General features: G+C 70.3%; 28 protein-coding genes. 7 read left to right on the top strand and 21 right to left on the bottom strand.

All coding sequences use genetic code 11. The annotated features are described in order from the left end of the window. Positions 1–512 precede the first annotated feature (512 nt). From QUY26_RS40140 to QUY26_RS40050, 19 genes are all read right to left on the bottom strand, one after another. Positions 513–3,809 (bottom strand): LysM peptidoglycan-binding domain-containing protein, encoded by a 3,297-nt coding sequence (locus tag QUY26_RS40140; protein ID WP_289956598.1) that lies wholly within the window; start codon positions 3,807–3,809, stop codon positions 513–515. Between the two features lies 1 nt (position 3,810). Next, a complete protein-coding gene (locus tag QUY26_RS40135; RefSeq protein ID WP_289956596.1) occupies positions 3,811–4,257 on the bottom strand; it encodes a TadE/TadG family type IV pilus assembly protein in 447 nt (148 codons plus the stop codon). Continuing rightward, positions 4,254–4,700 carry a TadE family protein gene (locus QUY26_RS40130; protein WP_289956595.1) on the bottom strand — a complete coding sequence of 149 codons (447 nt, stop codon included), beginning with the start codon at positions 4,698–4,700 and terminating at the stop codon, positions 4,254–4,256. The genes QUY26_RS40135 and QUY26_RS40130 overlap by 4 nt, the downstream gene beginning before the upstream one ends. Positions 4,701–4,705: 5 nt before the next feature. Beyond that, positions 4,706–5,140: a TadE family protein gene (locus QUY26_RS40125; protein WP_289956594.1), complete on the bottom strand. Its 435-nt coding sequence runs from the start codon at positions 5,138–5,140 to the stop codon at positions 4,706–4,708. Continuing rightward, positions 5,140–5,355: a hypothetical protein gene (locus tag QUY26_RS40120; RefSeq protein ID WP_289956592.1), complete on the bottom strand. Its 216-nt coding sequence runs from the start codon at positions 5,353–5,355 to the stop codon at positions 5,140–5,142. The genes QUY26_RS40125 and QUY26_RS40120 overlap by 1 nt, the downstream gene beginning before the upstream one ends. 22 nt (positions 5,356–5,377) lie before the next feature. Then, the gene (locus QUY26_RS40115; protein ID WP_289956590.1) at positions 5,378–6,265 is read right to left on the bottom strand and encodes a hypothetical protein; all 888 of its coding nucleotides are present in this window, start codon (positions 6,263–6,265) and stop codon (positions 5,378–5,380) included. Then, positions 6,262–7,197: a type II secretion system F family protein gene (locus QUY26_RS40110; protein ID WP_289956588.1), complete on the bottom strand. Its 936-nt coding sequence runs from the start codon at positions 7,195–7,197 to the stop codon at positions 6,262–6,264. Before QUY26_RS40110 ends, QUY26_RS40115 begins: the two co-directional genes overlap by 4 nt. After that, positions 7,194–8,714, bottom strand: a complete 1,521-nt coding sequence (locus QUY26_RS40105) for a CpaF family protein (protein WP_289956586.1) — start codon at positions 8,712–8,714, stop codon at positions 7,194–7,196. The genes QUY26_RS40110 and QUY26_RS40105 overlap by 4 nt, the downstream gene beginning before the upstream one ends. Further along, positions 8,704–9,537, bottom strand: a complete 834-nt coding sequence (locus QUY26_RS40100; RefSeq protein ID WP_289956584.1) for a hypothetical protein — start codon at positions 9,535–9,537, stop codon at positions 8,704–8,706. Before QUY26_RS40100 ends, QUY26_RS40105 begins: the two co-directional genes overlap by 11 nt. Then, on the bottom strand, positions 9,534–10,238 hold the full coding sequence (locus tag QUY26_RS40095; protein ID WP_289956582.1) for an SAF domain-containing protein: 705 nt from the start codon (positions 10,236–10,238) through the stop codon (positions 9,534–9,536). The genes QUY26_RS40100 and QUY26_RS40095 overlap by 4 nt, the downstream gene beginning before the upstream one ends. A 21-nt stretch (positions 10,239–10,259) precedes the next feature. Then, positions 10,260–11,129, bottom strand: a complete 870-nt coding sequence (locus QUY26_RS40090; RefSeq protein ID WP_289956580.1) for an ATP/GTP-binding protein — start codon at positions 11,127–11,129, stop codon at positions 10,260–10,262. After that, entirely contained in the window at positions 11,123–11,713 is a 591-nt protein-coding gene (locus QUY26_RS40085; RefSeq protein ID WP_289956578.1) for a hypothetical protein, read from the bottom strand. The genes QUY26_RS40090 and QUY26_RS40085 overlap by 7 nt, the downstream gene beginning before the upstream one ends. 279 nt (positions 11,714–11,992) lie before the next feature. Next, entirely contained in the window at positions 11,993–12,367 is a 375-nt protein-coding gene (locus QUY26_RS40080; protein WP_289956577.1) for a fic family toxin-antitoxin system, toxin component, read from the bottom strand. Further along, positions 12,364–12,618: a plasmid mobilization protein gene (locus QUY26_RS40075; RefSeq protein WP_289956574.1), complete on the bottom strand. Its 255-nt coding sequence runs from the start codon at positions 12,616–12,618 to the stop codon at positions 12,364–12,366. The genes QUY26_RS40080 and QUY26_RS40075 overlap by 4 nt, the downstream gene beginning before the upstream one ends. A gap of 124 nt (positions 12,619–12,742) precedes the next feature. Continuing rightward, positions 12,743–13,747: an NAD(P)H-dependent glycerol-3-phosphate dehydrogenase gene (locus QUY26_RS40070; protein WP_289956572.1), complete on the bottom strand. Its 1,005-nt coding sequence runs from the start codon at positions 13,745–13,747 to the stop codon at positions 12,743–12,745. After that, positions 13,744–14,580 carry a class I SAM-dependent methyltransferase gene (locus QUY26_RS40065; protein ID WP_289956570.1) on the bottom strand — a complete coding sequence of 279 codons (837 nt, stop codon included), beginning with the start codon at positions 14,578–14,580 and terminating at the stop codon, positions 13,744–13,746. Before QUY26_RS40065 ends, QUY26_RS40070 begins: the two co-directional genes overlap by 4 nt. Continuing rightward, complete coding sequence (locus QUY26_RS40060) at positions 14,577–15,722, bottom strand: YcaO-like family protein (RefSeq protein WP_289956568.1); 1,146 nt, start codon at positions 15,720–15,722, stop codon at positions 14,577–14,579. Before QUY26_RS40060 ends, QUY26_RS40065 begins: the two co-directional genes overlap by 4 nt. Then, complete coding sequence (locus tag QUY26_RS40055) at positions 15,712–16,962, bottom strand: TfuA-like protein (RefSeq protein WP_289956566.1); 1,251 nt, start codon at positions 16,960–16,962, stop codon at positions 15,712–15,714. Before QUY26_RS40055 ends, QUY26_RS40060 begins: the two co-directional genes overlap by 11 nt. Before the next feature lie 80 nt (positions 16,963–17,042). Next, positions 17,043–17,174, bottom strand: a complete 132-nt coding sequence (locus tag QUY26_RS40050) for a hypothetical protein (RefSeq protein WP_289956564.1) — start codon at positions 17,172–17,174, stop codon at positions 17,043–17,045. A gap of 265 nt (positions 17,175–17,439) precedes the next feature. On the opposite strand from QUY26_RS40050, the gene QUY26_RS40045 reads away from it, so the two are divergent. The 6 genes from QUY26_RS40045 (at position 17,440) to QUY26_RS40020 (ending at position 22,539) form a co-directional block, all read left to right on the top strand. Then, positions 17,440–18,708, top strand: coding sequence for a Tat pathway signal protein (locus QUY26_RS40045; protein WP_289956562.1), 1,269 nt, complete (start codon positions 17,440–17,442; stop codon positions 18,706–18,708). Continuing rightward, entirely contained in the window at positions 18,705–19,247 is a 543-nt protein-coding gene (locus QUY26_RS40040) for a GNAT family N-acetyltransferase (protein WP_289956561.1), read from the top strand. The genes QUY26_RS40045 and QUY26_RS40040 overlap by 4 nt, the downstream gene beginning before the upstream one ends. 254 nt (positions 19,248–19,501) lie before the next feature. Further along, positions 19,502–20,470 carry an alpha/beta hydrolase gene (locus QUY26_RS40035; protein WP_289956559.1) on the top strand — a complete coding sequence of 323 codons (969 nt, stop codon included), beginning with the start codon at positions 19,502–19,504 and terminating at the stop codon, positions 20,468–20,470. Between the two features lie 243 nt (positions 20,471–20,713). Continuing rightward, the gene (locus tag QUY26_RS40030) at positions 20,714–21,316 is read left to right on the top strand and encodes a hypothetical protein (RefSeq protein ID WP_289956557.1); all 603 of its coding nucleotides are present in this window, start codon (positions 20,714–20,716) and stop codon (positions 21,314–21,316) included. A 13-nt stretch (positions 21,317–21,329) separates the two neighbouring features. Continuing rightward, positions 21,330–21,620, top strand: a complete 291-nt coding sequence (locus QUY26_RS40025) for a DUF6087 family protein (protein WP_289956556.1) — start codon at positions 21,330–21,332, stop codon at positions 21,618–21,620. A gap of 346 nt (positions 21,621–21,966) precedes the next feature. Continuing rightward, a complete protein-coding gene (locus QUY26_RS40020) occupies positions 21,967–22,539 on the top strand; it encodes a hypothetical protein (protein WP_289956554.1) in 573 nt (190 codons plus the stop codon). 47 nt (positions 22,540–22,586) lie between these two features. On the opposite strand, the gene QUY26_RS40015 is transcribed toward QUY26_RS40020, so the two are convergent. Beyond that, entirely contained in the window at positions 22,587–23,165 is a 579-nt protein-coding gene (locus tag QUY26_RS40015; RefSeq protein WP_289956552.1) for a hypothetical protein, read from the bottom strand. Beyond that, complete coding sequence (locus QUY26_RS40010; protein WP_289956547.1) at positions 23,162–23,473, bottom strand: hypothetical protein; 312 nt, start codon at positions 23,471–23,473, stop codon at positions 23,162–23,164. The genes QUY26_RS40015 and QUY26_RS40010 overlap by 4 nt, the downstream gene beginning before the upstream one ends. 167 nt (positions 23,474–23,640) lie before the next feature. Here QUY26_RS40010 and QUY26_RS40005 point away from each other — a divergent pair, with 167 nt between their 5' ends. Next, entirely contained in the window at positions 23,641–23,946 is a 306-nt protein-coding gene (locus QUY26_RS40005) for a hypothetical protein (RefSeq protein WP_289956545.1), read from the top strand. Positions 23,947–23,986: the final 40 nt, after the last annotated feature.

The raw sequence follows: 23,986 nt of genomic DNA, 5'->3' as shown, positions 1-23,986 counted from the left end.
GGCTTCACATCGGCGCCACGCCGCCACCCGGACGTGGCGCCGTCAGCCAAGGAACCGCTCGACGAGGCGCAGCCCCGACCGGCCGGAGGGCGGGCCCGGGGCCGGTGGGTTCCGCGGCCGCCTCGCGGACGGTCGCGGCCCGCTGGCCGAGAAGGCGGGTTCGTGTTGTCTCTGCTGCGTTGACGGTCGTCACGTCGGTCCCGAGCCGTTCGTGTACTACCGTCCCGGGGGCCTGGGGCGAAGCGCAGGCTTGGCACCTTCTGTAGGGTCCGCAGATTCGTGAGCACTCGCGAGCGCCTGACCTGCGGTGTCGGTGACGGTGAGCCCTGCCAACGACGGCATCCGTCGGCGGATCATGAGCAATCCGGCCCGGCCAGCGCGGACTTCGCGGCCGCATGCTTCGAAGAGACCGCAGGTCACGCGATCCATTGCTCACCGAACCGTGGATTTGCTCGGACAGTGCTCATGATCCGCCGACAGCGCTCACGGAATCTGGGACCCTACACCTTCGCCTATGAGGCGCTGCGGCTCATGATCGTGTCGTAGACGCGTTCCGTTTCGGGTTCCATTCCGACGTCGAGACGCTTGTTGATGTCCCTGAGGGTCTCGTATGCGGTGCGGACTCCCGCGCGGGAGTCCGCCTGGTCCTCGATGAGCATCCAGTCCTGGTAGAGGAGTTCGGCGCTGTCGTCGACGTCCAGGCCGATGCGGATGGCGCGGCGGGCGGCGTCCAGGTCGGGGCGGGGCGCGCTGCGGTGCCAGGTGGCCAGGGTGTGGGCGACGTCGGTGATGCGGACGAGCATCTCCTGTATGCGGGCGGCGGCCCAGGTGAGGTCGGCGCCGCCGAACGGCCGGCCGCGGACGAGTCCGAGCGCGGCCTCCAGGTCGGCGATGCCGGCTCCGGGGCCCTTGGCGAGGCCGCGTTCGGCGAGCTGCTGGAAGCGGTGCCAGTCGCTGCGGACCTTGGGGGACAGACGGTAGGTTCCGGCGCGGGTCTTGGGCAGGTAGAGGATGCCGTCCGCGTCGGAGCCCAGGCGATTGCGGAGCTCGGAGATACGCACCTGCAGCGTCTGCTTGGACCAGGGGCTGCGGGGGTCCATGGCCTCGCGGGCGGTGTCGATGGTGCAGCCGTCCTTGAAGTGCAGGAGGGCGGCGAGCAGCGCGAGTTTGAAGCCGTGGCCGGAGGCCTGGATGCCGGTGACGGTGACCGGCCCGAGCACCTGGATCTCCGGGGCCTGTTCATCTGCCGGCTCGCCGGGCTCTTCTGCCGGGGCGGCGGGTTCGGCGGTCTCGCCGGCGGGCTCGACGGGGTCCTCGGCAGTGCTGCGGAGGTCGGGCTCCGGGCTGGTGCGCGCCGCGATCGAGGTGAAGGCGGGCACGGATCCGGGCGAGGTGCTGCTGGGGGTGGCCGATGCGGTCAGCGCCGTGAACGGGACCTCGGTATCCGCGGAAGGAACAGCCGACAGGCGGGCGAAGTGCGGCTCTGACGCAGGACGGTCCGGCCCGATCGGGGTATCGAGCACGCTGGGCGGCACGAGCTGCCAGGGGCCCTCAGCCGGGTGGGGCGGCTCCTCGGCGGTCTGCAGGACCTCGAGGAAGGCGCGGTAGTCCTCCTCGGTCAGGGACTGCACGACGAGGTCGCTTTCCAGGAGGTTAAGGCGCTGCGGCGCGTCCTTGCCGGCCGTCAGGCGTACGGCGTCGGGGAAGGCCTCGCGGGCGCCCTTGGCGGGGAGCACGAGCGCGACGGGGAGGTCCCGGGAGGCGGCGAGAGCGTCGGCCAGGTGGCGGGCGTCGTCTGGGGTGGCCTCGGCGGAGCAGATCAGCAGCCAGGGCAGCGGTTCCGGTTGGTCCTCGCTGTCGTAGCCGCCCTGGTGGTGTTCCAGCAGGAGCTCGCCCAGGTCGCTCTGGGCGGCGCGCAGGTGCGGCACGACGCGCAGGCGGCCCTGTGGCAGCAGAGCGGGCAGTTCGGTACCCAGACCGATGGTGAGGATCTCGGCGTGATCGCTCCAGGTACTGGTGGCGGCTTCCAGGGCGATGGCGCGTGCCGTGTCGCGGACAGCGTCGTCGTCACCGTCGAGGAGCAGGACGCGCGCGGGCAGGTTGAGGAGCAGGTGGCTGCCGTCCGGTTCGGCGCCCAGGGTGACCAGTCCTGGATAGGGGGCGGGCACCTGACGGGCCTGGTCGGCGGTCAGGAGGGTGTGCGACTCGTCCAGAGTCCACCGCCCGACGGCAGCCGCGGTGAACGGGGCCAAGGGCTCCGTCATGTCGGTGTCAGGGAGGAGTTCGACGGTTCGGGAGGTGACCCGCGCACCGCGCACGCTGGGCAGGGCCGTGTTCTGCTGGCGGGCGTGGTGGGCCAGGGTGCGCAGCGCGCGGTCGAGCAGGTCGGTGCTGCCCGGTTCGCTGCTCGCCTCGAGGACCTCCTCCAGGCGGGCCGGTTCGGCGGGCATAGCGATGGTCTCGCCCGGGCGCCGGCGGCGGCGCTGCAGCAGGCGTTTGATGCCGACAGCGGAGATCAGGCAGCCCGCGAGCAGCATCCCGATCCCGGCCACCTCGCGTACGCCGAGGGCCGGGTCGTCCGACTCGGCGGACGTGGTCGTCTCCGGCGGTGCCTTCGTCTCCGTCGGGGCGGTGGGTGGCGTGGGGGCCGGACTTGTGGGTGTGGAGGCGGGCGGCGGAGCAGCCGATTCCTTGGGCTTGGGCTTGGACGTGTCGGGCTTCGTGGGCGGCGGCTGCTGTCCACGGTCGTGGGCCTCGTGCTCCTCCTTCGGAGCCTTCGGGGCTCCTCCCTTCTCGCCCGGTGCGAAGTCGCGTTCGGCCTCGTCCCGGTCACCGCTGCGGGGCGGCTCGGCGTCTGGCTTCGCCTTGTCGGCAGGCCCCTGGGGGGCGGCGGGGGCCGTGGGGTGAGGAATGTCCAGTTCCAGGCCCGCGCGGATGTCGTCCGGATCAGTCAGCGTGGTGCCGCCGGGCTGAGGTGCGCCCCGGTTCTCCTCGAAGATCTCCTTGTACTGCGTGCCGTCGCCGAGCTCGTCCTCGGCGATCTTCCACAAGGTATCGCCGGAGCGGACGGTGACCTGCTGGGCGCGTTCGCCTTGCGTGGCGAGGGTGTTGTTCTGGGGTTTCAGGGTGCCGGGCATCCGGAGTTGCCAGCCTGGCTGCAGGAAGGTGCTGGCGTGGAAGGTGGTTCCGTCGGCCATCGTGCGGCCGTCGTTCAATTGAGCGATGTCGCGCCAGAGTTCGCCGTCGCCAAGCTGCTCCTCAGCGATGCTCCACAGGCTCTCTGCGGGGCGGACCTCGCGGACGGTGTAGGTGGGCGCGGAGTCGTCGGCCGATGTGGGCGCGGTGTGGTCTGTGGGGGCCGGTTGGGGTGTCTGTGGGGCTTGGTGGGGGTGGAGCGTGGCGGTGGCGGTAGGGGCTGCGGTGGCGGGGTTGGCCAGGGCGGTGCCGGTGGGCAAGAGCACGATGATGCTGCCGATGAGGACCGAGGCCAGGCGTTGGGAGGAACCCAGTCCGCGCGGTGCCGTCCAGGTCCGGCCGCGGAGTTGGGCGGGGATCTCACGCAGGGTGCAGAAGGTGAATTGTGCCCAGCCGATCCAGGCGATGGCGATGAGCAGGAGCAGGAAGGCGCCGCCGGTGTCCTGCCGGTCCACGAGGTGGCTCAGGTCGTCGTGGCTGGTGTCCCACACCACGGGGGTGACCTGGATGAGCAGCAGCGGCAGGCCTGCGACGGCGGCCGCCAGGACGGCGAGGCTGGCGAGGCCCCGCAGGATGGCAGCGAGGGTGCGGCCGGTGGGGGCTGGGGTGCTCATCTCAGGGTCCTTCGGGTGCGGTGACGCCGTGGAGGAGGCTGGCCTTTCCGTGGCCGGTCACGTTCAGGGAGCCGATGCCCACTGCGGAGAGGAACGATGTGTCGTAGGTGCCGTGTGTGGTGACGGTCAGCGTCTTGCCGTCGGCGGACACGGTGGCGGTCCCGTTGGTGTCGGCGGCGTTCAGGTATGCCTGGGCGGCTGCTTGGGCGGCCTGCGGGTCGACGGTGATGGTCTTGCCGGGCACGGCCTGGGCCGGGTCGATGGCCTGTCCGCCTGCGCGGGCTGCTTCGGTGGCGATGTAGTCGGCGCGTTCGGTGGCGCGCATCTTGCCGCCGCCGTCGACGGCGAGACCGATGATACTGAGCAGCGCGAGGACGCAGATCGCCACGAAGACGGTGACGCCGCCGCGGTCATCGAAGCGGCGGGTGCGGGGTGTTGCGAGCGTCATTGCCCGCCCCTCTGCCGGTACTGATCCACGACGGAGGTGGCGGTCGCTTCCTGCGTGCGGGCTCCGGGGACGCCGGGAAGCAGGAGGTCGGAGAGGTTGACGGTGCAGCGCACGGTCGCGGAGACGGTGGCGACCTGGCCGATGGGCACGTTCAGGCCGCTGGTGTCGACGGACACGCTGGTGCTGGCACAGGTGACGCCCTGATCGTTCAGGGACTCGGTCGCCGCGCTGCGTGCGGCGGCCTGGGCGGCCTCCACGGTGCGGTGGATGGAGGCCTCGCGGGCGGCGTCCTGCGCGGCCGCGTCGACTTTGGATCCCGACATGACGAGGCGGCCTCCGGCGATGGCCATGCACAAGAAGACGAGCAGCGCCGGAAGGACGATCGCCGCTTCAACCGCGGCGCTCCCGGCATCGCGCGGCGCGCAACGGACTTGGTGGAACACCGTCTTCACTCCCCTGGCGCTGTCCAACGCTCCACCGGTCCCGAGGCCGACTGCGTGATGCGCAGCCCGGGGACGCCCGGCAGCATCGACTGGGCCGTGCCCGAGACCTGGATCCGGATGCGCTCGCCGGTGCTGCCCGCCGTGGAGACACTGGGCCCGCGCAGGCTGTCGCCCGCCGTGCGGTCCAAGACCTCGCGGGCGCGCTGGGCTCCGTCGCCGGGCCCGGCCTTGTAGGAACGGGCCGCGCCGAGTCCTTCGCGGGCTGCGGTGAGCGCGATCTCACGGGCGTAGTACCACATCGAGGCCTGGATGACGGCGACGGCGACGAGCAGGACGAACGGGTAGATGATCGCCATCTGGATGGAGGCATCTCCTCGGTCCTCGCGCCACGGCCGGCTGCGCGCCACCCAGGCGGCGGGCTGCGGTATACGCCGGGGCATCAGATGCCGTTCAGCTTGCCGTTGTACTTGGCGACGATCACCGCGATGGTCCCGGCGATGACGAGGGCCCCGGTCACGGAGGCCACCCAGATGATGACGGTGGTGATGCTGATGTCGCCCTGGTCGGGGTGCGTTCTCATCTCCTCCAGGCGGGACTCCAGGTGGGCGGTGAGTTCCTGCACCAGTCGGTAGGCGTGGTGAGCGGTGTACTTCATGACGTGCTCCAAGAGAGGGGGGTCAGGTGGTAAGCATGCGGATCACCGCGGGGAAGGCCATCAGGAGCATCACCTGCACGGCGAGGAGCGCGCCGGGGGCGGTCATCTTCTCGCTGGCGGCATTCGCCTCGGCGGCCTGGGCGGCGAGCAGTTCGGGGTTCAGAGCGGCTGCACGTGAGCGCAGTTGCTTGTAGACGGCGGCGCCGTCGGTGGAGGAGCCGCGCATGATCTCGGCGATGTCGCCCAGGACGGGCAGGTCGTATTCGTCGCGCAGGTCGGTCAGGGCCTGCCAGGGCGGGATCTTCTCCAGGCGAGCCCGCAGCAGGGCACCTTGGACGTAGACGAAGGGCCAGCCGCGGCCGACGTCGGCCGCTTTCTCCAGGGCGGTGGTGGGGCCGGCGTCCGAGGCCCGCTTGAGGGCCACCAGCTCGAGGTAGGCGGCCATGGCGTGGGCGAACTCTTCGCGGGCGCGTTTGGCCTGGTCGCGTACGGAGAGGTCCGGTGTGATCCACAGCAGTCCAGCCACGAGCAGTCCGAACAGGGCGGGCACGTAGAAGGGCAGGGAGATGCCGGCCAGGATCCAGGGGATGGACACCAGGACCGGGCACAGCAGGCCGAGCGCGGCGAGCGCGGTCTTGAGCAGCATGAAGCGGCCCGGCCCCTGGCCGAGCAGGGCGAGGCTCTGGGCCGGGATGCGCACGCCTGGCAGGCGCCCGAGGCGGGCCAGCAGCCAGCGGCCCCATACCTCGTCGCGGTCCAGGTCCGGCTCGGGCAGTGCGGTGAGGCTGCTCTGCTCGGTGCGGCGCAGAGCGGCGTCCAAGGCGGGCTGAGGGCGCAGGAGTTCGCGGGTCAGCAGGGCGATGCCGCCGCCGACGGCAGCGCCGGTGAGGACCATGGGCATCACGTTCATCGGGCGACCGCCGTCTCGTGCTCGGGCACCACGGCTGGGGTGGGCAGGCGGACGGTGCTGCGCGGGTCGCGGCTGAGGAAGCGCGGGATGCGCCGGTAGTGGGCGAGGTGGCGCATCAGTGCGAGGGTGCCGATGAACCCGGCCATGAGCATCGCGAGCACCAGCTGGCCCAGGAGAGTGGAGTAGGGGGCGGTGTAGGAGGGGACGAAGAATCCGGCCACGACCACGGCGAGGGTGATCAGAGTCATCCAGCGCATGGTGGTGCGGGGCTTCTCCCGGTCAGCTTCGGTGTCGCGTTTCCTGGCGACTTCGGCGCGGACGGTGGCGGCGAGGTCTTCCAGGGCCTGGGCCAGCCCGGGGCCGCGGTCGGCGACCGACAGGATGAGCGCGGCCACGATTTTGTCGGCAGTGATGTCGTCGAGGTCATCGCCGAACGCCCGCAGGGCCTCCTCGGGCCGCCATCCCATGGTCAGCCGGTCGGCAAGCGTGGAGATCTGCTCGGCGAGCGCGTCGGGGGCGCCCTTACGGCTGGTGATCATCGCCTGCTCCAGGCCCATGCCCAGGCGCAGCAGTCCGGCCAGCCGCTGGGTCCATTCACTGAGGGCCTCGAGCTGCTGGATGCGGGACTTCGTGGCCGCCACTGGGGCGAGCAGCCACGGCACGCCGAGGACGGACACGCCGATCAGGAGGCCCGCGACGAAGTTTCCGGTCACGAGCCAGATGCCCAGCCACAGGACAGCGGCCGCACCGGCCTGTGTGCGGCGCCGCATCCGCCTCTCCTGCGGGCCGGCGAACCACTCGCGTACACCCTGACCGTGCCAGCCGGTGTGCCGGTCCTGTTTCGGCTCGGTGGTGCCCACGAGGCCCCAGACCAGGGCGGTCAGTCCTGCCGTCAGCGTCATCCCGCTGAGCAGGGCCCCCAGCATCGTCACGTGCTCACCACCTTCAGCGGCAGCGGCTGCGCCCACGCCCCATAAGGGTGCTGCAGCAGCTCGGAGTTGAAGCCGACGCGGCGCAGTTCGTCGATGCATTCGGGGTGCGTGCCGGTGGGCACGGCCCGCTCCTCGCCGAGTGCTCGGTTGGGGGCGAAGATGTCGTTGGTGGCCGGGCGGCCGGACTCCGCCACTCCGGTGATCTCCACGATGTGGGAGACGAACCGGTGCCGACGCCCTCCGATCTTCGTCTCGTCGATCATCGAGACGAACACGACGAAGTCCAGGCCGTTGGCGATCTGCCGGTAGGCGAGTTGCTCGGAGAGGTTGCTCTGGGCGAGCGCGTACAGCTCGGCGATCCGGTCGAAGACGATGTCGGGGCGGCGGGCGTGGATGGTGCACAGGTTGCCGCCCGCGCCGTTGGTCAACGCCTGCATCATCGCGACGACTTCGGGTCCGCGGACCTCTCCGACGACCATCCGCTCCAGCGACATGCGCAGCGCCGGGTGCATCAGGTCCAGGAGGCTGACCTCGCCGGCGCTGCGCCCGCCCGCGCCCACTTCCCCGTTGCCCTCGCGGGCTACCAGGGAGATGGCCTGGCGGTGGTAGCCGTTGCTGTGGGCGAACAGCTCGTCCTCGGTCTGAATGGTGGCAAAACGCTCGTCGGGGTCGAGCTCTCTGAGCAAGGAGCGCATCAGCGAGGTCTTGCCGGCCTTCTGCTTCCCCGCGATGATCACGTTCTTCTCGGCGCGCACGCAGGCCCGCAGGAACTCGGCCAGTATCGGGTCGATCGCGCCGAGGTCGATCATGCCCTGGAGGTCTGCGTTCTGGACCCGGTGGCGGCGGATCACGGCGTACGTGGTCGGGCTGACGTCCGTGATGGCCTGCAGCCGGGAGCCGTCCTTCAGCGAGAGCGCGAGCAGCGGGTTCGCCGTGGAGATGGTCCGCTCGCCGTGTCCGGAGTCGCGGGCGAGCTCGCGCAGCATCTCCAGGAGCTCCTCCTCGGAGTCGGCGATCGCGCCGACCCTGCGGCGCTCGCCGTCGCCGTAGTCGAGCCACACGTCATCGGGGCCGTTGATGAAGATGTCCTCGACCCGCGGGTCATCCAGATAGGGCTGCAGGCGCCCCGCGCGGAAGAGAAGGTCATAGACCGCGCGCCGCAGCGCGTTGTCCTCGGCCGCGGTCGGGCTCACGCCGCGCTCGGCGGCCGCGGCGTTCGACCACAGCGCCACCGCCTCGTTGATCCAGCCCAGGCAGCGCTGCTCCTCGCCGGCCCGATCCAGCGTCGGGTCGGCCTTGAGGAGTTCCTCGCGCTGCTTGGCGACCTGGGACTTGATGTGCTGGGCCACCCGGTGGTCGACGGTGGCCTGCGGCACCGCGCTGTCGGGGGCGGGTGTACTCGTCGCCGACCCGTACCCGGCGTGCGGGCGGCCCTGTGCCTGGAGCCGCTGGCTGAGCGGGTGCCCGCCTGCCTGCGGGCGCACTGTCGGGTCGGCGTGAACCGGCCTACCCTGCATGGGACATCTCCCCTCCGGGCGGCCCGGCGTAGCGGGGCGCCAGGCGGGCGCGGCGCAGCGCGGCCCGCTGCTCCAGCACCGTGCTCGCCGAGCGGGCCGCCTTCATCAGCGCCGACTTCGTGAAGTTCCGGGGCTGTTCGGCACCGTCCGACAGCACCCGAGCCTCGCGCGGCGCGTGGGGCAGGGTGGCCACGACGGGGACCCTCAGCAGGCGCTGCACTTCTCCTGCGGGGTACGGGCCTTCGTCGATCATCAGCACGCCGATGTTGCCGACCTTCTCCTCCAGGGCCTCCACACGCGTCTGCGCCGCCTGCACGGAACGCATCGTGTTGCGGACCACGACGACGAGGGCGTCCGCGCGCTGTGCCAGCACCGCCGAAGGGCCGAACGCGCCGCTGCGGCCGAGATCGATCAGCACGTCGTGGGCCTGCGCGGGTTGATTGCCGACCCCGGTGAACAGCTTCGACAGGTCCTCCCAAGCCGGGGCGAGCCCGGCCCACTGGGCGGGATCGGTCACCCCGGGCAGGACCAGACGATCCCGCGGCGATTCCTGCTTTCCGTCCTCGGCGCTCACGTCGATGAGCTGGCGCCAGAACGCCTCGACCAGCTCGCCCTTGCGGGAGGCCACGGACAGATTCCGCAGCCCGTACCGGTCACCGACGGTGCCCTGCAGCAGCCCGTAGAGCACGCCGCTGCCGTCCGGGTCGCACTCGGCCAACACCAGCTTGCGGCCCGGCTGCAGCGGCCAGGACAGCAGCAGCGCCAGCGCGCTCGTCGTCACTCCCGGCGCGCCGCTGCACCCGGCCAGCGCGATCACACTCACCGCCGGCCGCCCGGCGCGTCGAGGACGAGCCGTACGGTCTCCGAGGAGACCCACGCGGCCAGGCGCGCAGCGTCCTCGTCCGGCGCTGCGACGTCGACAACGACCACGCCGGTGCCCGGCGCGGCCTTGCCCGCCTTGACGACCCGGGCGGCCACCGATTCCGGAGTCGAGTCCTCCTTCGACGGCATGTCCTCGCCCTGGGCCGGGACGTGCACCAGACGCACCTTCTGGCCCGGAGTCAGCGCCGTGGCAGGCACCTGTTCGGGCTTGAGCCCGATCGGCACGACCTGTTCACCGGCGTTGACGAGGGTGCGGGAGGTCACCTGTGAAGGGGCGAGCAGCGATCCGGGGCGCAGCTGCACCGCGGCCCGCTTGCCGACCACGGAACCAAGGTCATCGGCATGCACGGCCTTGACCGCCGGGTCCAGGGCCATGGACGCACGTCCCAGGTCGGCCTCCGTGATGACCTCGCCGACCTGGACGTCGCGGGTCACGGTGACCACCTCGGTCCGGTCGCCGCTCTGCGTGACCAGGACCACCACGCCCGCGCCGCCCGCGGCGATCAGCGCCAGAGACAGCGCGATCAGTCCGGGCCTACGCCGGCGGGCGGACACCCGTGGGGGTGTGACCGGCCCGGCCAGGCCCTGGAGCGGAATACCGTTCGTGACGGGTCCGGCGGCGCGGTCTTTCGTCTTGCTCACGTTCGTTCCCTTTCGGAAGGGCTATCCGACGACCTGCACTTCACCGACCGCCACCTGAGCCTGGCTCTGGCGGATCTCGGTCAGCTCCCCTGCTTCACCGCCACCGCCGGTGACCTGCCAGTCGATCGACCAGGTCGAGGTGGCCGTCAGCGCGAACCTGCCGCCCGCAGCCTTCGCCGAGGTCTTGGTGTAGCGGTGTCCGCAGGTCGGCGACTCCCGCATGCCGTACGACTCCTTGTAAGGCGTGCCCGGACCGGCACAGGTCTCGGTGCCGCCGTCCCCCATCCGCCACACGATCTTCTTCACCTTCGCGGTCGCGGTCACCGTCACCCCGCCGGCCGTCGCGGTCGCCGTGTTCGGCCCGAACGTGGTCGGCGACTGACGCACCCACAGCCACATCGGCACCCCGACCACGTACTTCCCACCAGCGCGCGGACTCGCGATGTCAGGGCCGGCCAGCTTCATCTGGTCCACGGCACGCCGCGCCACGACCTCCGGATCGATGGCCGGAACGTCCGGAGCACCGCCGCCCTCCGGGATCCACACCGTCCCCACACGCATGGTCTCCGGGCACACCACCCGGTAGACCGCTCCCTTGCCGCCTCGGCGTTTGCCGTCCTTCATCGCCAGGTTGTTCGCCGGAGGCTGCGGAACGACCTTCTTGTAGGTGCACTTCGGAGCCGACTTCCCACCATTCGCCGCACTCTTCGCACCCCCGCCCCCACCCCCGTCGGTGCCAGCGCCAGGTTGGCGGACGCGCTGCTCGGCGCAGACCTTGACCCACATCACGGCGCCGTCGCACAGGCCGCTGCTCTTCTTGCCCTCGGCGTAGGCGAGGGGTACGGCGCCGGCTACGAGGACGACCGCGGCCACGGCAGCGCGCTTCAGCATTCCGCCCCGCCTTGCGGGTTGATGTCGGTCACCATCCAGCGGCCGCCGTCCCAGCGCTCGACCTTTGCCGTCGTGATGTACTTCAACGGCTGCTCGGACGGCAGCGGCTTCACCTTCTTCGCCTTGGTGTCGTACATCCGGTACTTCGACAGGTCGATGCAGTCTTTGATGGTGGCCGTCGGCGTCTCGGCCTTCTCGTCCAGCTCCGCTGCTGGGTCGTGGCCGAGTTCGCCCCGGACGACGGTCCCAGCCTTTTTCATGCTGGCCAGATCGAGTTCGACCTTGCTCAACGCGTCCAGACTCGCGTACTTGTCTAGGTCGGTCCCCTTGGCGGAGGCCTTGCGGTACGCCTTCGCTTGCTCGCGCAGGAACGAGTCGTACACCGCGAGCGCGGCCTTCTTGTCGGGATTTCGCGGTTCCGCGGTGGGTGTGTTCGGCGCCTTCGACGGAGTGGCCGTTCGGGACGGCTTCGTGGACGCAGTCCCGTTGCTGGAGTCGCTGCAGGCGGTCAGCAGGCCGAGCGTGGCGAGGGCTCCGGCAGCGGCCAGGAGAGTACGGTGGCGAATATGGGGGTGGCGTGTCACATTCTCTCCCGTTTCTCGCGGAGGCAGACGGTGCACAAGCGTGCCCCGTCAACGCCCTCTTGTTTGGGCCTGGCCGAACTGCGCTGATGCGCATTCAGTAGCCATGAGGTTACGCATATGCCAGCGATGTTCCCAGCTACTACCAGAAGTTATCGTTCATAACTCGGGGCGAAACAGGTCACATTGGATGTCGGGAGTCGACAAGTTGCCCTGTGCACATGTGACTAGCCCTGCGGGCTGGAGTGCCAGGTCATCCGGTCCGTGGCGGCCGACCGGCTGTCAGTTCCGTGTCCAGGTGCGGATCTCTGCAGCGGCGCTGCGCACGTCGAGGGCGTCGCGGTCGATGCGCTCGGCCAGGTCGGCGGCCGCCTTGGGGCTGGCGGTGACGAACAGGCCCGATGCGCTGAGGTAGGAAGCAGCGACAACGGCGGCGAAGAGTTTGTTCCGCCGCTCCAGGGCGGGCACGCGCACCAGCTGGTGCATGAGGGCTGCCGCCCGGTGGTGCGGCTCGGTGTAGACGTAGACGTCCATCACCTTGTCGGTGTGCCGGGCGACGGCGGCTTGCAGGCTGCCGAAGTCGGTCACTTCCGGGTCCCCGGGCAGGGTGCGGTGGGCCAGGTCAAGGAGCCAGGCCCGGTCGATGTGGACGATCACGCGGCGCGGTCGTCCTTTCGGGCCGGGGCGGCGCCGTGGCCGTCGTGGCCGAAGCGGTCGTCAAAGTGGTCGGCCCACTCGCCCGCGAAATGGTCCGCGGCGACGAGGAAGCGGTGGCGAAGGTCGTTGGCCTCATCAGCAAGGAGCTGGCGGGCGTACTCGTTGACGTCCATGCCTGCGGCGGCCGCGCGTTCTTCGATACCCAGGTACACCTCTTCATCTACCCGGACGTTGATCTGCTTCTTCGCCATACCACTACTGTAGCTCCCTGTACGAACCGCTACAGGGGTGTGCCGAAGATTCGCTCTCATGGGTTCGCTGACACGGCAGTGCCCTGCGCCGCTGTCGAATCGGAGCTGCTCAACCGGCGAATGATCAGATTCCGTAGCGCTCGGCCTTGGGGGTGCGGGTCATCAGCGCGTCGGCGGCCTCGCGGGCGGTGCACCGGCCGTCGATGACGTCGACGACGACCTCGGTGATCGGCATTTCCACACCGTGACGACGGGCCAGCGTGAGCAGGGCAGCGGCCGACTTCACGCCCTCGGCGGTCTGTGATGTGGCTGCTGTCGCCTCGCGCACGGTCATGCCCTGGCCGAGGTGTTCGCCGAAGGTGCGGTTGCGGGACAGCGGCGACGAACAGGTGGCGACGAGGTCGCCGATGCCGGCCAACCCGGAGAGGGTGATCGGGTCGGCTCCGAGGACCTGCCCCAGGCGGGCGGTTTCCGCCAGGCCCCGGGTCATGAGCAGAGCGGTCGCGTTGTCCCCCAGCCCCAGCCCGCTGGAAAGGCCGGTCGCCAGTGCGATGACGTTCTTCACGGCACCGCCGAGCTCGCAGCCCACGACGTCGGTGTTGGTGTACGGCCGGAAGTACGAGGTCAGGGAGGCCTTCTGAAGTCGCTCGGCGACCTTTTCGTCCACGCACGCGATGACCGAGGCCGCGGGCTGGCGTGCGGCGATCTCACGGGCCAGGTTCGGCCCGGAGAGCACCGCGACGCGGTCCATCGGCAGGTCCGTGACCTGGGTGATGAGTTCGCTCATGCGGAGCCCGGTGCTGGTCTCGATGCCCTTCATGAGGCTCACGATCACCGTGTCGGGGCCGATGAGCGGTGCCCACGCGGTGAGGTTGGCGCGCAGTGTCTGCGCAGGGATGGAGATCACGGCGACGTCTGCCCCAGCGAGTGCGGCGGCCGGGTCGGTGGTGGCCTTCAGCCCACTCGGCAGGGTGATGCCGGGGAGGTAGTCGGGGTTCTCGTGGCGGGAGTTGATCGCGTCTGCGACATCCTCGCGCCGAGCGTGGATCACGACGTCGTTCCCGGCGTCCGCGAGCACCGTGGCGTAGGTGGTGCCCCATGACCCGGCCGACAGAACGGCAGTCCTCACTCTGGCTCCTTCTCGTGCCCGACGATCGTGGGGAGCGTACCGGCTCGGGTGGGCTGTTCGTCCGCTGGTCGGCGCAGGGTCAGCACGAGGGCGCTGCGGCCGGGCAGGCGTGGGAGTTGTCGGCGGGCTTCGGCGAGCATGCGCTCAGTCTCCCGGTCGCCGACTTCGTCCCGTAGTTCGTTCTCGTGGGAGAGCCAGAGTCCGTACAGGCGGCCCCACATGTGGGGTTCTGCCGGTCTCACGTCGACGCGCTCGACGGCGAATCCGGCCGCTTCCTCCTGCACGGTGAGGGGGCCTCGGGTCTCGCGGTGTACGGAGCGGGTGATGACGGCGCGGCCGCCGGGGCGCAGGATGCGGTGCAGCTCGCGCAGGGCCGTTGGGCGCTCGCCGGTACGGGAGAGGGCGTCGATGCAGATGACGGTGTCGACGTGTCGGTCGGGCAGTCCGGTTGCGGTGAGGGTTCCGGTGCGGAATTCGGCTTGGCCCTGGGGGACGAAAGCGGGTGCGCGCGCGGTGGCCAGGCGCACGGCGGCCGGGGAGATGTCGATGCCGATCAGCCGGACGGCCAGGGCGCGCGCGAGCCAGAGTCCGACTCCGCCGGTCCCGCACCCGAGGTCGGCCAGGACCTTGCCCGGGCCCATGCGCAGGGTGCCGGTGAGCGTGCCCAGCAGGGGCCAGTCGCAGGAGCTGGTGGGTGCGACCTCGACCGGGTAGGCGTCGCCCATCGCCTGGGCGTAGAGGCTGTCGACGAGGCGGGTGGCGGCTCGCGCGGTGTGCACGGCGTCGTAGGCGTCCTGCAGGTGGCGGATGTTGTCGTGCTGGTCGGTGATCATCGGGGTACCGCCCGGCGTCGTCGTGAGTGCGTCCCCGGGCAGATGACCTTGACGGCCGCCACCGGATCCGCGGGTTCGGACAGGTCGACTGCCACCGGTTCGTGCCCGGTGACATGGGTGATGCGGCGGGCGACGTGCGTGGCCTGGCCCGCGAGGTCTGCGGGGAGGCCTTGGCGGGTGGGCCACAGGTTCCACGGCGCGTACGGCCTCTGCGAGGTGCCGTCCAGGCCGGGCGGCTCGGTGTCGAAGAGGTCGTTGTGGGCGGGCAGGTCGTCGCGGGTGCCGACGATGTGAGTCAGGCGGGATTGCACTGCCTCGGTGATCGCGCGTGCGAGCGCGATGCGCGGTTGCAGGTGGCACCCGGAGCCGGCGAATGTGGCGGGGTAGTCGGGCGACCACAGGTAGGCGAGGCAGACCGGCATCACGAAGGAGTTGTCGACGACCGCGAGCTCGACGCTCGCCCCCGCTTCCCGTAACTGGCCGAGCAGGCGCAGGCAGTACAGGTCGTCGACCGTGGCCGGATCGATGAGCGTGCGGTAGGTGCCGTGCGCGCTCTCATCGGCGAACAGAGCGTCTCGTTCGATGACTTCGTACATGGCGTGCAGCAGTGCCTCGTCGCGGGTGTTGCCGCAGGCCAGGCCGGTGCTCGTCACCCGGAACAGATCCGGCTCCCACAGGGAGGGCTGTGCCTGGCGTCGCACGACGCTGACCGGCACCTCCACCTTGCGCCCGCTGGTCAGCCCGGCCCCGTACGTCCACTCCAGGAGGACCTCGTCGAGTGCCCACCCGTAGGTGGGTACCTTCATCGGCAGCGCAGCGAGCGGATAAGGCAGGGTCAGCTCGCGGGCGGCCGCGCGGGTGTGGGCGGTGCGGGGCTGTTCGGCGTGCCAAAGCTCGATGCCTTCCATGACGGCCGAGATGCGGGCCAGGGTGTCGGTGGCGCCCTTGCCCTGGGTGGCGGTCAGAGATTGCGCGGCGGGCCTGATCGCGGTGAACACGGGCAGGCCCAGGGTGTCCAGGCCGGTCAGCCGGGCGACCCGGGTGATCCCGTACCGGGGCAGCGAGGGTTCCAGGAGTGCCCAGGTCTGCTCCGGGCTGCGGGCGCGTACGGTGCCGTCCAGCACCACCGGTTCACCGGACATCGGCTCGCTCCTGTCGCTGCTCCTGGTCGTGCACGAGGCCGGGGATGAACCATTTCAGCGACCCGATGGCGTCCTCGCCGCTGCGAAAGCCCCGCGCGGCGGCCGCGTCTTCGAGCAGATCCGGCGTGGTGTCCCACAGGCGAAACAGCGACCGTCGGGCCACACTGTCGTCGACGGCCTCGTCGGAGAATCCGGGCACGTCGTGCCGTGCGGCCTCGCGGATAGCCTGGTAGCGGACGATCGCGGCTCGGTCCGCGGCTGTCTCATCCCTCAGCAGCCGCGCGCGGGCGCCCTCATCACGCAGGTCCGGCACAGGACGGAAGAGCACATGAGCGGGCACGCCACCACCACCCGTAGCGGCCTTCACCCGTTGTGGCAGCGGCACACCCGCCCCGCCGTCCGCCGGGTGCCGGGAGAGGTGTTCAAGGAGGTCGTTCCACACCTGGGGGAAGAACGGGTCGAAGAAGGCCTGGTACGCCACCCGCACGGCGGCCTGCAGCCGCTGGCCGTCGACCACGGAGGCCACGGCGTGGTTGGCCCACCGCCGGTAGTAGCCGCTCTCCGCCACCGGGCGGGGCTGAAGGCGGGGCAGGTGTTCGTCGAGGCCTGCCTCAAGGGCCTCCAGGGCGTCGGCGCGCTTGATGTCCCCGAAGTACGGGTCGGCAGCCCGCCGGTCGTCGAGCCAGTCCGCGAACCGGCCCGCTTGGTGGGCGCGGCAGACGGCGCGGACCGCGGCCATCGTGCGCTGCGGGTAGTACACGGCACACAGCGCCGTCAGCAGGTCCTCCGCAGCCCTCGCCGTGACGACGCCTTCGTGCGCGGCGCGTCTGAGCACATGGCGCAGGTTCACCACGGGCCAGGTCAGCGCCCTCAGATCGCCGTCGGGTGCCTGGCCGACGGCCACCTCGTCGTCACCGTCGATGTCGCCGCTCAGATACGCGCGGAAGACCGCTCCCACACCCACCATCCCGAACTGCTGCAGCTCAGCCGCCCGGATCGCCCCGAGCGACGCGCCGCCGATGACCCGCACCCCCCGGGCCAGCAACGCCAGCAGTTCCTTGTGACGTACGGCCGGGGTCTGATGCCACGCCCCGTCCAGGACGACCACCGTGTCGGTGTCCGCGATCGCGGGATCGAAGAGGTCGCCGTGGCGCAGCGGCGGACGGACCCTGATCCGCGGATCAGCGAGCACGGGAGCATCCCGGCCCAGGGACGGCCCGACATATACGTGAAGCAACATGAGTCACCACCTTCCGAGACGCCTGCGGTGCCGGAGATCGCCCCCGGCACCGCAGGCCGCGCAGGACTACACGGGCGGGGTCAGGGCCCTTCGTCCTCGACATCCTCGATCAGGACGACGCGCGCGGGCGCGACGATCCGGGTGAGCCCCGCAGGCGCCTCCACCAGGGCAGGCTTGTGGTTCAGAGTGCTGTCGGACTTGGACACTTCCATCTCGTTCTCCCTCTTCTCGGATGTGGCGCGAGACCTTCCCGCCCCAGAGCCTCAGGAGCCGCCTCGGGGTCGTGGTCTCGCTCAAGGACAGCCCTGACAGGGAGCCGCGGCCGCCTCTTTCGCGTGCGGCGCCCTACGCGGTACCTAACTGCCGTGGCACCTGGGTCGGCTATGTCGAAACGGCTCCGTCCGACGTGCACACACCCTGTCGAGTTGACTTTCTCTTTACCAATAGAGGGCGGGGCTCCGGATCTACGGTGGGTGCATGGAGCGCAGGCGCAACGAGGCCCTGGTCCACTGGATGTCTGAGTTCAAGATGACCACCCGCGAGTTAGTGGATGTCCTCAACGACTTCATCCGGGAACTGACCGGCCGCCAAGGGCTGATCACCGAGCGGACCGTGCACAAGTGGCGCTCGGGCGAGACCAGATGGCCGCAGTCCGTCCAGCGGACCGCGCTCCAGGCCGTCACCGGACGAACCCCGGCGGCATTAGGTTTCGTCGTCCCTGACCGGCACACCGGCCGTAGCAAGGAGGACCCGTCCGTGCACCGCCGCCGCTTCGTCACCGCCGCCGCCGGAGGGGCACTCGCCGCGGCCGCTCCCGCCGTCGCCGGAGCGTCGCGCTCCCGTGTGGGCATGAGCGATGTGCAGCGGCTCACCGCGAAACTCGGTGCCGTCGTGGCGTCCGACGACCGGCACGGAGGCACCGAGTCCGTCGAAACTCGCGCGAGCCAGCTCGCACGCCAGACCCTGGCCCTGCAACAGCGCGGCACCGCCACCTCCCGGGTGCGCGGGCACCTGTACTCCCTGGCCGCCGCGTTCGCCTCCTCTGCCATGTGGGCCGCCATCGACGGCCACCGCCTGAACGCCGCGCAACAGCACATGCAGAAGGCCGTCACCCTCGCCGGCCTCTCCGCCGACCCCGCGATCCAGTTCCGCGTCTGGGGCCACGCAGGAGCCCTCTACCGCCACCTCGGCCGCTACACCGACGCCCTGGCCGCCGACGACGCCGCCCGCTCCACCAGCACCGTCCGCCGCGACCCGCTCTACGCCTCACTCGCCCACGCCCGCACCGCCGTCCACCACGGAGACCTGCGCGACCACAACTCCGTCAAGCGCAGCCTCGGATGCGCCCAAGACGCCCTCACCCGCGCCGACCCACAGGCCCCGCGACCGCCGTGGATGCGGTTCTACGACCAAGCGGAACTGGAGCTCCTCGCACTCATCGCCCACGCAGCCCTCGGCGGCTGGGCCGCCTCCGAAGCCCACGCCCACCACAACCTCGCACTGCTACGGCCGGACCTATTGCGCAACCGCTCGCTGGCCCTCGCTCACCTGGCCCGAGCACAACTCGAACAAGAGGCGCTCGAAGCCGCCGTCGACTCCGCATGGCGCATCCCCCCAGATGCCTGGCGCGGGCGCACCGGAGGACTCATGCGGGTCTTCACCGCACGCCTTGCCGATCTTGCGCCTGACGAGCCCGCGGCCCGAGCATGGGCCGACCACGTCCGACAGAAGGGCCTATCCACGTGAGCGTCGAGCTGCGCCATTATCGCGATGTAGAAGAGATCCGGCAGACCCTCGTGGACATCCATATCGAGGTGCGCCAGCGCGACTTCGGACTCGTCGGTGACTTCTACAGCGCAGCCCGGTTCAACCAGCGGCTGTCCGGACACAGCTCAGCACCGGGCTGGGAAGCCATCGTCGGCTACGCGGCCGGCGAACCCGTCGGCTTCGCCTACTGCACCCCGCTGGGCCCCAGCACCCGCTGGTGGACAGCGATGACCACACCCCTGCCCGAGGGATACACCGACGAGGACGGCACCCGCACCCTCGCCCTGAACGAAATCGTCGTACGCCGCAAATGGCGTGGAACCGGCATCGCCCACCAGCTCCATGAAGACCTGCTGAAAGGCCGCGGCGAACAGCGGGTGACCCTGCTGGTCAATCCACGAGCGGGCGACGGGAAGGTCCAGGCCGTCTACGAGCGGTGGGGATACGAGAAGATCGGCGAGCAGCAGCCCTTCCCCGACTCCCCCGTATTCGCGGCCATGATGCGTTTCACGCACTGACTGGTTCTGTTCACGAGTTTCGGCAGCAGATGTTCACCAGTTTCGACAGCGCGCGTCGGACTCGCAGATTCGAACAGCCAGGTGCTTCTCCCCGCAGCGTGAGTGACCGGCTTGGCTGGGATTGAGGACAGTGACCGTCCTCAATCCGTCCTACGGTCGGGCTGGGTCGCTGATCGGGCGGCTCGCAGCAAGAATCACAGCTGGTAGCCACTCATGACCCTGGGCTACCTGCCGCGCGTGCAAGGAGTACGACCATGGGTATTTCCGAGGCGGCCGACCGCGCCGACACCTTCGTCCCGCACCGTTTCACCGAGCAGCTGGTGGACCTGGGCGAGATCCGCATGAACTACGTCGCCGAGGGCGACCCCAGCGCCCCCGCGCTGCTGCTGATCCCCGCCCAGGGCGAGTCCTGGTGGGGCTATGAGGAAGCGATCGGGCTGCTCAGCTCGCAGTTCCAGGTGTTCGCGATCGACCTGCGCGGCCAGGGACGCACCACCTGGACCCCGGGCCGCTACAACCTGGGCACCTGGGGTGCCGACGTCGAGCGGTTCATCGACCTGGTCATCCAGCGTCCCGCGATCGTGGCCGGGAACTCCTCCGGCGGGATCATCACCGCTTATGTGGCCGCCTACGGCAAGCCCGGCCTAGTCCGCGGCGCGATCCTGGAGGACCCGCCGCTGTTCTCCTCCCAGGCCGCCCCGCCGTACGGGCCCGGGATGATGCAGACGCTCGGGCCGATCTTCGCGCTGTGGGCCAAGTGGCTGGGCCCACAGTGGTCGATCGGGGACTGGAGCGGCATGGTCAAGGCCGCCCCCGAGGAGCTGCCCGCCTTTCTGCACCCGGGCATCGGCTTCATGATGGGCGACGGCGACCCCGAGGCCGGCGCGTCCCCGACCCCGGTTCAGCACCTGAAGGAGTACGACCCCGAATGGGGCCAGGCGTGGGCCACCGACACTGCCAACGCCGGAGTCGATCACGCCACGATGCTCGCCCAGGTGAAGACCCCGGTGCTGCTCACTCACCACTTCCACATGACCGACCCCGACACCGGGCAGCTCATGGGTGCGATGACCGACATCCAGGCCGTTCAGGCCCGCCGCCTGATGGAGTCCACCGGCCAGCCGGTCACCTTCACCCCGCTCGACGCCCCGCACACCATGCACGAGCCGATGGCACAGCAGTACGTCGACGTCATCACCGACTGGATCAAGACCCTGCCCTGACCCGAGAACCGCAGCACCAGACCTCGGCCACTGCGGGGCGCAGCGGCCGAGGCTCGCCAGGACGGCGTCCCGCCGAAGCTGAAAAGGCGGGCGTTCGCGGCGACCGCCAACCTGGCGGCGCTCGCGGGATGGGTCAGCCATGACGCCGCCCGCTACGGCATCGCCCAGCGCCTGTGGAGCTACGGCACGTACGCCGCTGGCGAGGCCGGGCAGCGCGACCGCGGGGTGGAGATCGTCACCCGCATGTCCCACCAGATGATCTATCTGGGGCACCCGACCGATGCCCTCGGCCTGCTCGGCATCGCCGCGAAGAAGGCCACGCTGCCCGCGACGAAGGCGCTGGTCGCCTCGCAGACAGGGCGGGTGCACGCGGCACTCGGCGACGGGCAGCAGGCCGAGCGGCACCTTGGTGATGCCGACGAGCTCCTGGCGGACGGGCTCGGCGACGACATCCCCGAGTGGGTGGCGTACTTCGACGCGGCCGAACACGCCGGGGCCCGCGCGGTCTCCGCCCGCGACCTCGCCGGACTCGGCCGGAGCAGGCGGCCCGCGAGCACCCACTTCGAGGACGCCCTCACGCTGAGAAAACCCGGCTTCGACCGCGTCCGCGTCATGGACCACGTCGGTCTGGCCGCCGCCCTGTTCGACGAGGGCGAGGCCGAGCGCGGCGCCACCGCGGCCCACCAGGCGCTCGACGACGCCGCCCGCATCGACTCCACCCTCGTCGCTTCCCGGCTCAACACCCTGCTCGAGGCGGCCCGCCCGTACAAGACCGCCGCCGTCGATGAGGTGTGCACGAGGGCGAAGGAACTCGCCGCCGCCTGCCCGACAACGATCGCGGCCTGAGAGCATCGAACACATGGGCAAGCACTCCCGTCCCGGACCCCCGAACCAGCCCTCCCGCGCCGTCCCGCGCATGAACACCGACGACCCGCTCGCCGCGTACGACAAGCGGCGCCGGCCGCCGATGGACATCTACCGCCGCCACCGGCCCGTGCACGGAGGCGCCGGCCACCTCCGACCCGACGAGCCACGGGTCCTGGAGGAATGGGACAACTTCACCTACCAGGCGGTCGGCACCGCGCCGAACCTCACCGCCGCCCAGATGTGGGTTGCTGAGCTGGCGCTCGATGACGATTCCGCCGCGTGACGCGGCAGGTCAGCCCTGCCGGGCGGGACGCTGGCCGGGCATGTCATGCCGTCGGCCCAGGTAACTGATCATTCCGCACAAGAAGCCGCGCTCGCACTCGCCAGCTCGCCCCCGTCCTGACCCGGGCCCCTGCCACTGGACACAGCCCCATGCGTGCTCGCCGACCGAAGCAAGCGCTCCCGTGGTGCGCGCGACCGGTCGGAAGTCCATGCACTCTATCCTCCTTCCCCAGTTCGCGGTCAGCGCGGAGCGATTCAACGGGCCCCCGGGGGCCTAGCGTTCCTGGGCGGGACATACTTTCCATGCAGAACCCGTAGAACCGGGCAAGTTTCCGTCGGAAGGCTTCATGAGAATCATCATCGAAGGCGCGAGTGAGGAGTTCGAGAGGAAGTTGCTCAAACTGCTCGCCGCGCACCACCACGAGCTGACCGTCACGGCGGACACCGAGTGGACCGTCGAGAGGGCCGAAAAGTACATCCGTTCACTTCCCGCCGGCGCCCGCCGGTTTGCCGAGCTGGTCGTGGCCGACGGCTACGCCGACGCCGAGAAACTCCGCAGGGTCATCGGCAAGCTCAACGGCCCCACCGTCGCGCTGTCCCGCGCGATCCCGCGCGGCGTACGCTCGGGCTGGTGGCCGCAGGGCACCGCGGCGCCCATCAAGGTGGTGTACGACCCGCAGAAGCCAAGCTGGCAAAAGGCCATCGGCTACGAGATGAGCACCAAGAACGTGTCCGTCTTCCGGTCCGCCCTCGCCCACATGGCCATTCCCAAGGCAGCCACCGAGCCCTCTCGGCCCCCATCCAGTAAGACAGTGGGTGCCGGCCGCGCCGCCACTGATCCGACCGCCCGCCTCGTTGGCCTCAACGTCGGTTCGGCCCCGGCAGACGGCGAGCAGGACGGCACGGAGCCACTCCCCTAGCCCGGGAGGGGCAGTCGTGAGCTCCCGCTCTCATCTCTAGGCGGTGGTCAGCGTAGTGGTTCCCATCTGGAGTTGTGGCGGGCCAGCAGGACTTGGGCGGGACGGCCGTCCTGGGCTTCTCCCGCGGGGTCAGTTCCCGCCCAGACGAGCCGGACACGGGCACGATCGGAGCGGCCGTCGACGGACCGGGCGATCCCGGCCTGGATCCGTACGTCGCGGTAGGGGGCCCGCAGCGCCTGTCCGGAGAAATATCCGGGCCACTGGGAGCGTTCGGCGCCGGTGAGCTCGGCGGTCCAGGCACGTGAGGCCAGGGACACGAGGTGCTTCTCGGTCCGACGGGGAAGGTCAGCAGGCGAGGAGCGCTCCAAGAGCCGCTGGACGGCGTGGTCACCGCCAGGGCCGTCTCCCGGGACTGGAATGTCGGCGGCGGCCGAGGCCTTCCGGCGGGAATCCACCGGCTCGGGTGGGGGCGCCGAGTTCGTGGAGGCGGCCGACTCCCGCGGGGAGCCTTGCGGGCCCTCGGCGGGGAGCAGCAGGACGATGCCGATCAGGACGCAGGCGGCAGCTGCCAGGAACGGCCACTTGGCGGCTTTGTCCGGTCGATCTACAGCGGGTGAGGGCCTCACACCTCGTCCTTGTTCTTCCCGTCAGCCCGGCCGTTGAGCGCGGTGAGGGCGCCCATGTCCCACTGGTCGGCGATCTCGTTGAGGGCGTCAGCGGACGAGAGCTCGGGGTGTTCGCGGAGGGTTGTGGCGATACCGCGCAGGGCGTGGGTCACGTCGTGTGCGGCGAACGGGGCGTGGCCAGCAGCGTCTACCAGGACCGGGATCTCGGCGGCGGTGATGTGATGCCGGGTCAGCCTGCGCGTCTGAAGGTGGTGTGTGCGGATCTGCTGCATGAGCTGGCGCAGGCGCCTCGTGATGGAGGTCAGCATGGCCTCGTCCTCCTCTGGGACGCCAAAATCGGAATCTGCATAGGTGTAGGTTCTTGACCTTCCTGTGTCCACTTCCTGACGGGGCACGGGAATGGATCAGTCCTGGTTGTCGGTGCAGCCCCATACCTTGGGTCCGCATTCGCAACCCACGACGCCCGGGGGACTTGATGGATCTGTACGACCCGTACTACGCGGCTGTCACCCTGGCCACGGCCACAGCGGCGGCAGTGCTGATCTCGGCCGTGCGCGGCAACCGCAACGGCGACCCTCTTGCGGGCGTACCCATGCTGGTCTTCGGCGTGCTCACAGCCGGGGGCCCGACGTTCTACGGGGCCATCCTTCGGGGGGATCATGATCCGGACGTGGCTGGTCCCGTCTGGGGCGGCCTCGCTGGTTTCGGGATCGGGGCTGTGGTTGGCGTTGTGCTCGCCGCAGCGCTCTTCGCCTACTGGACTCGCCGCGAACAGAGGTGAGTTGCACTGGCGCCAGGACCGCGAGGATGACCGGGCGCTT

Origin of the sequence: Streptomyces flavofungini (assembly GCF_030388665.1) — a bacterium.
Classification (GTDB): domain Bacteria; phylum Actinomycetota; class Actinomycetes; order Streptomycetales; family Streptomycetaceae; genus Streptomyces; species Streptomyces flavofungini_A.
This window is presented reverse-complemented; position numbering and strand designations above follow the sequence as displayed.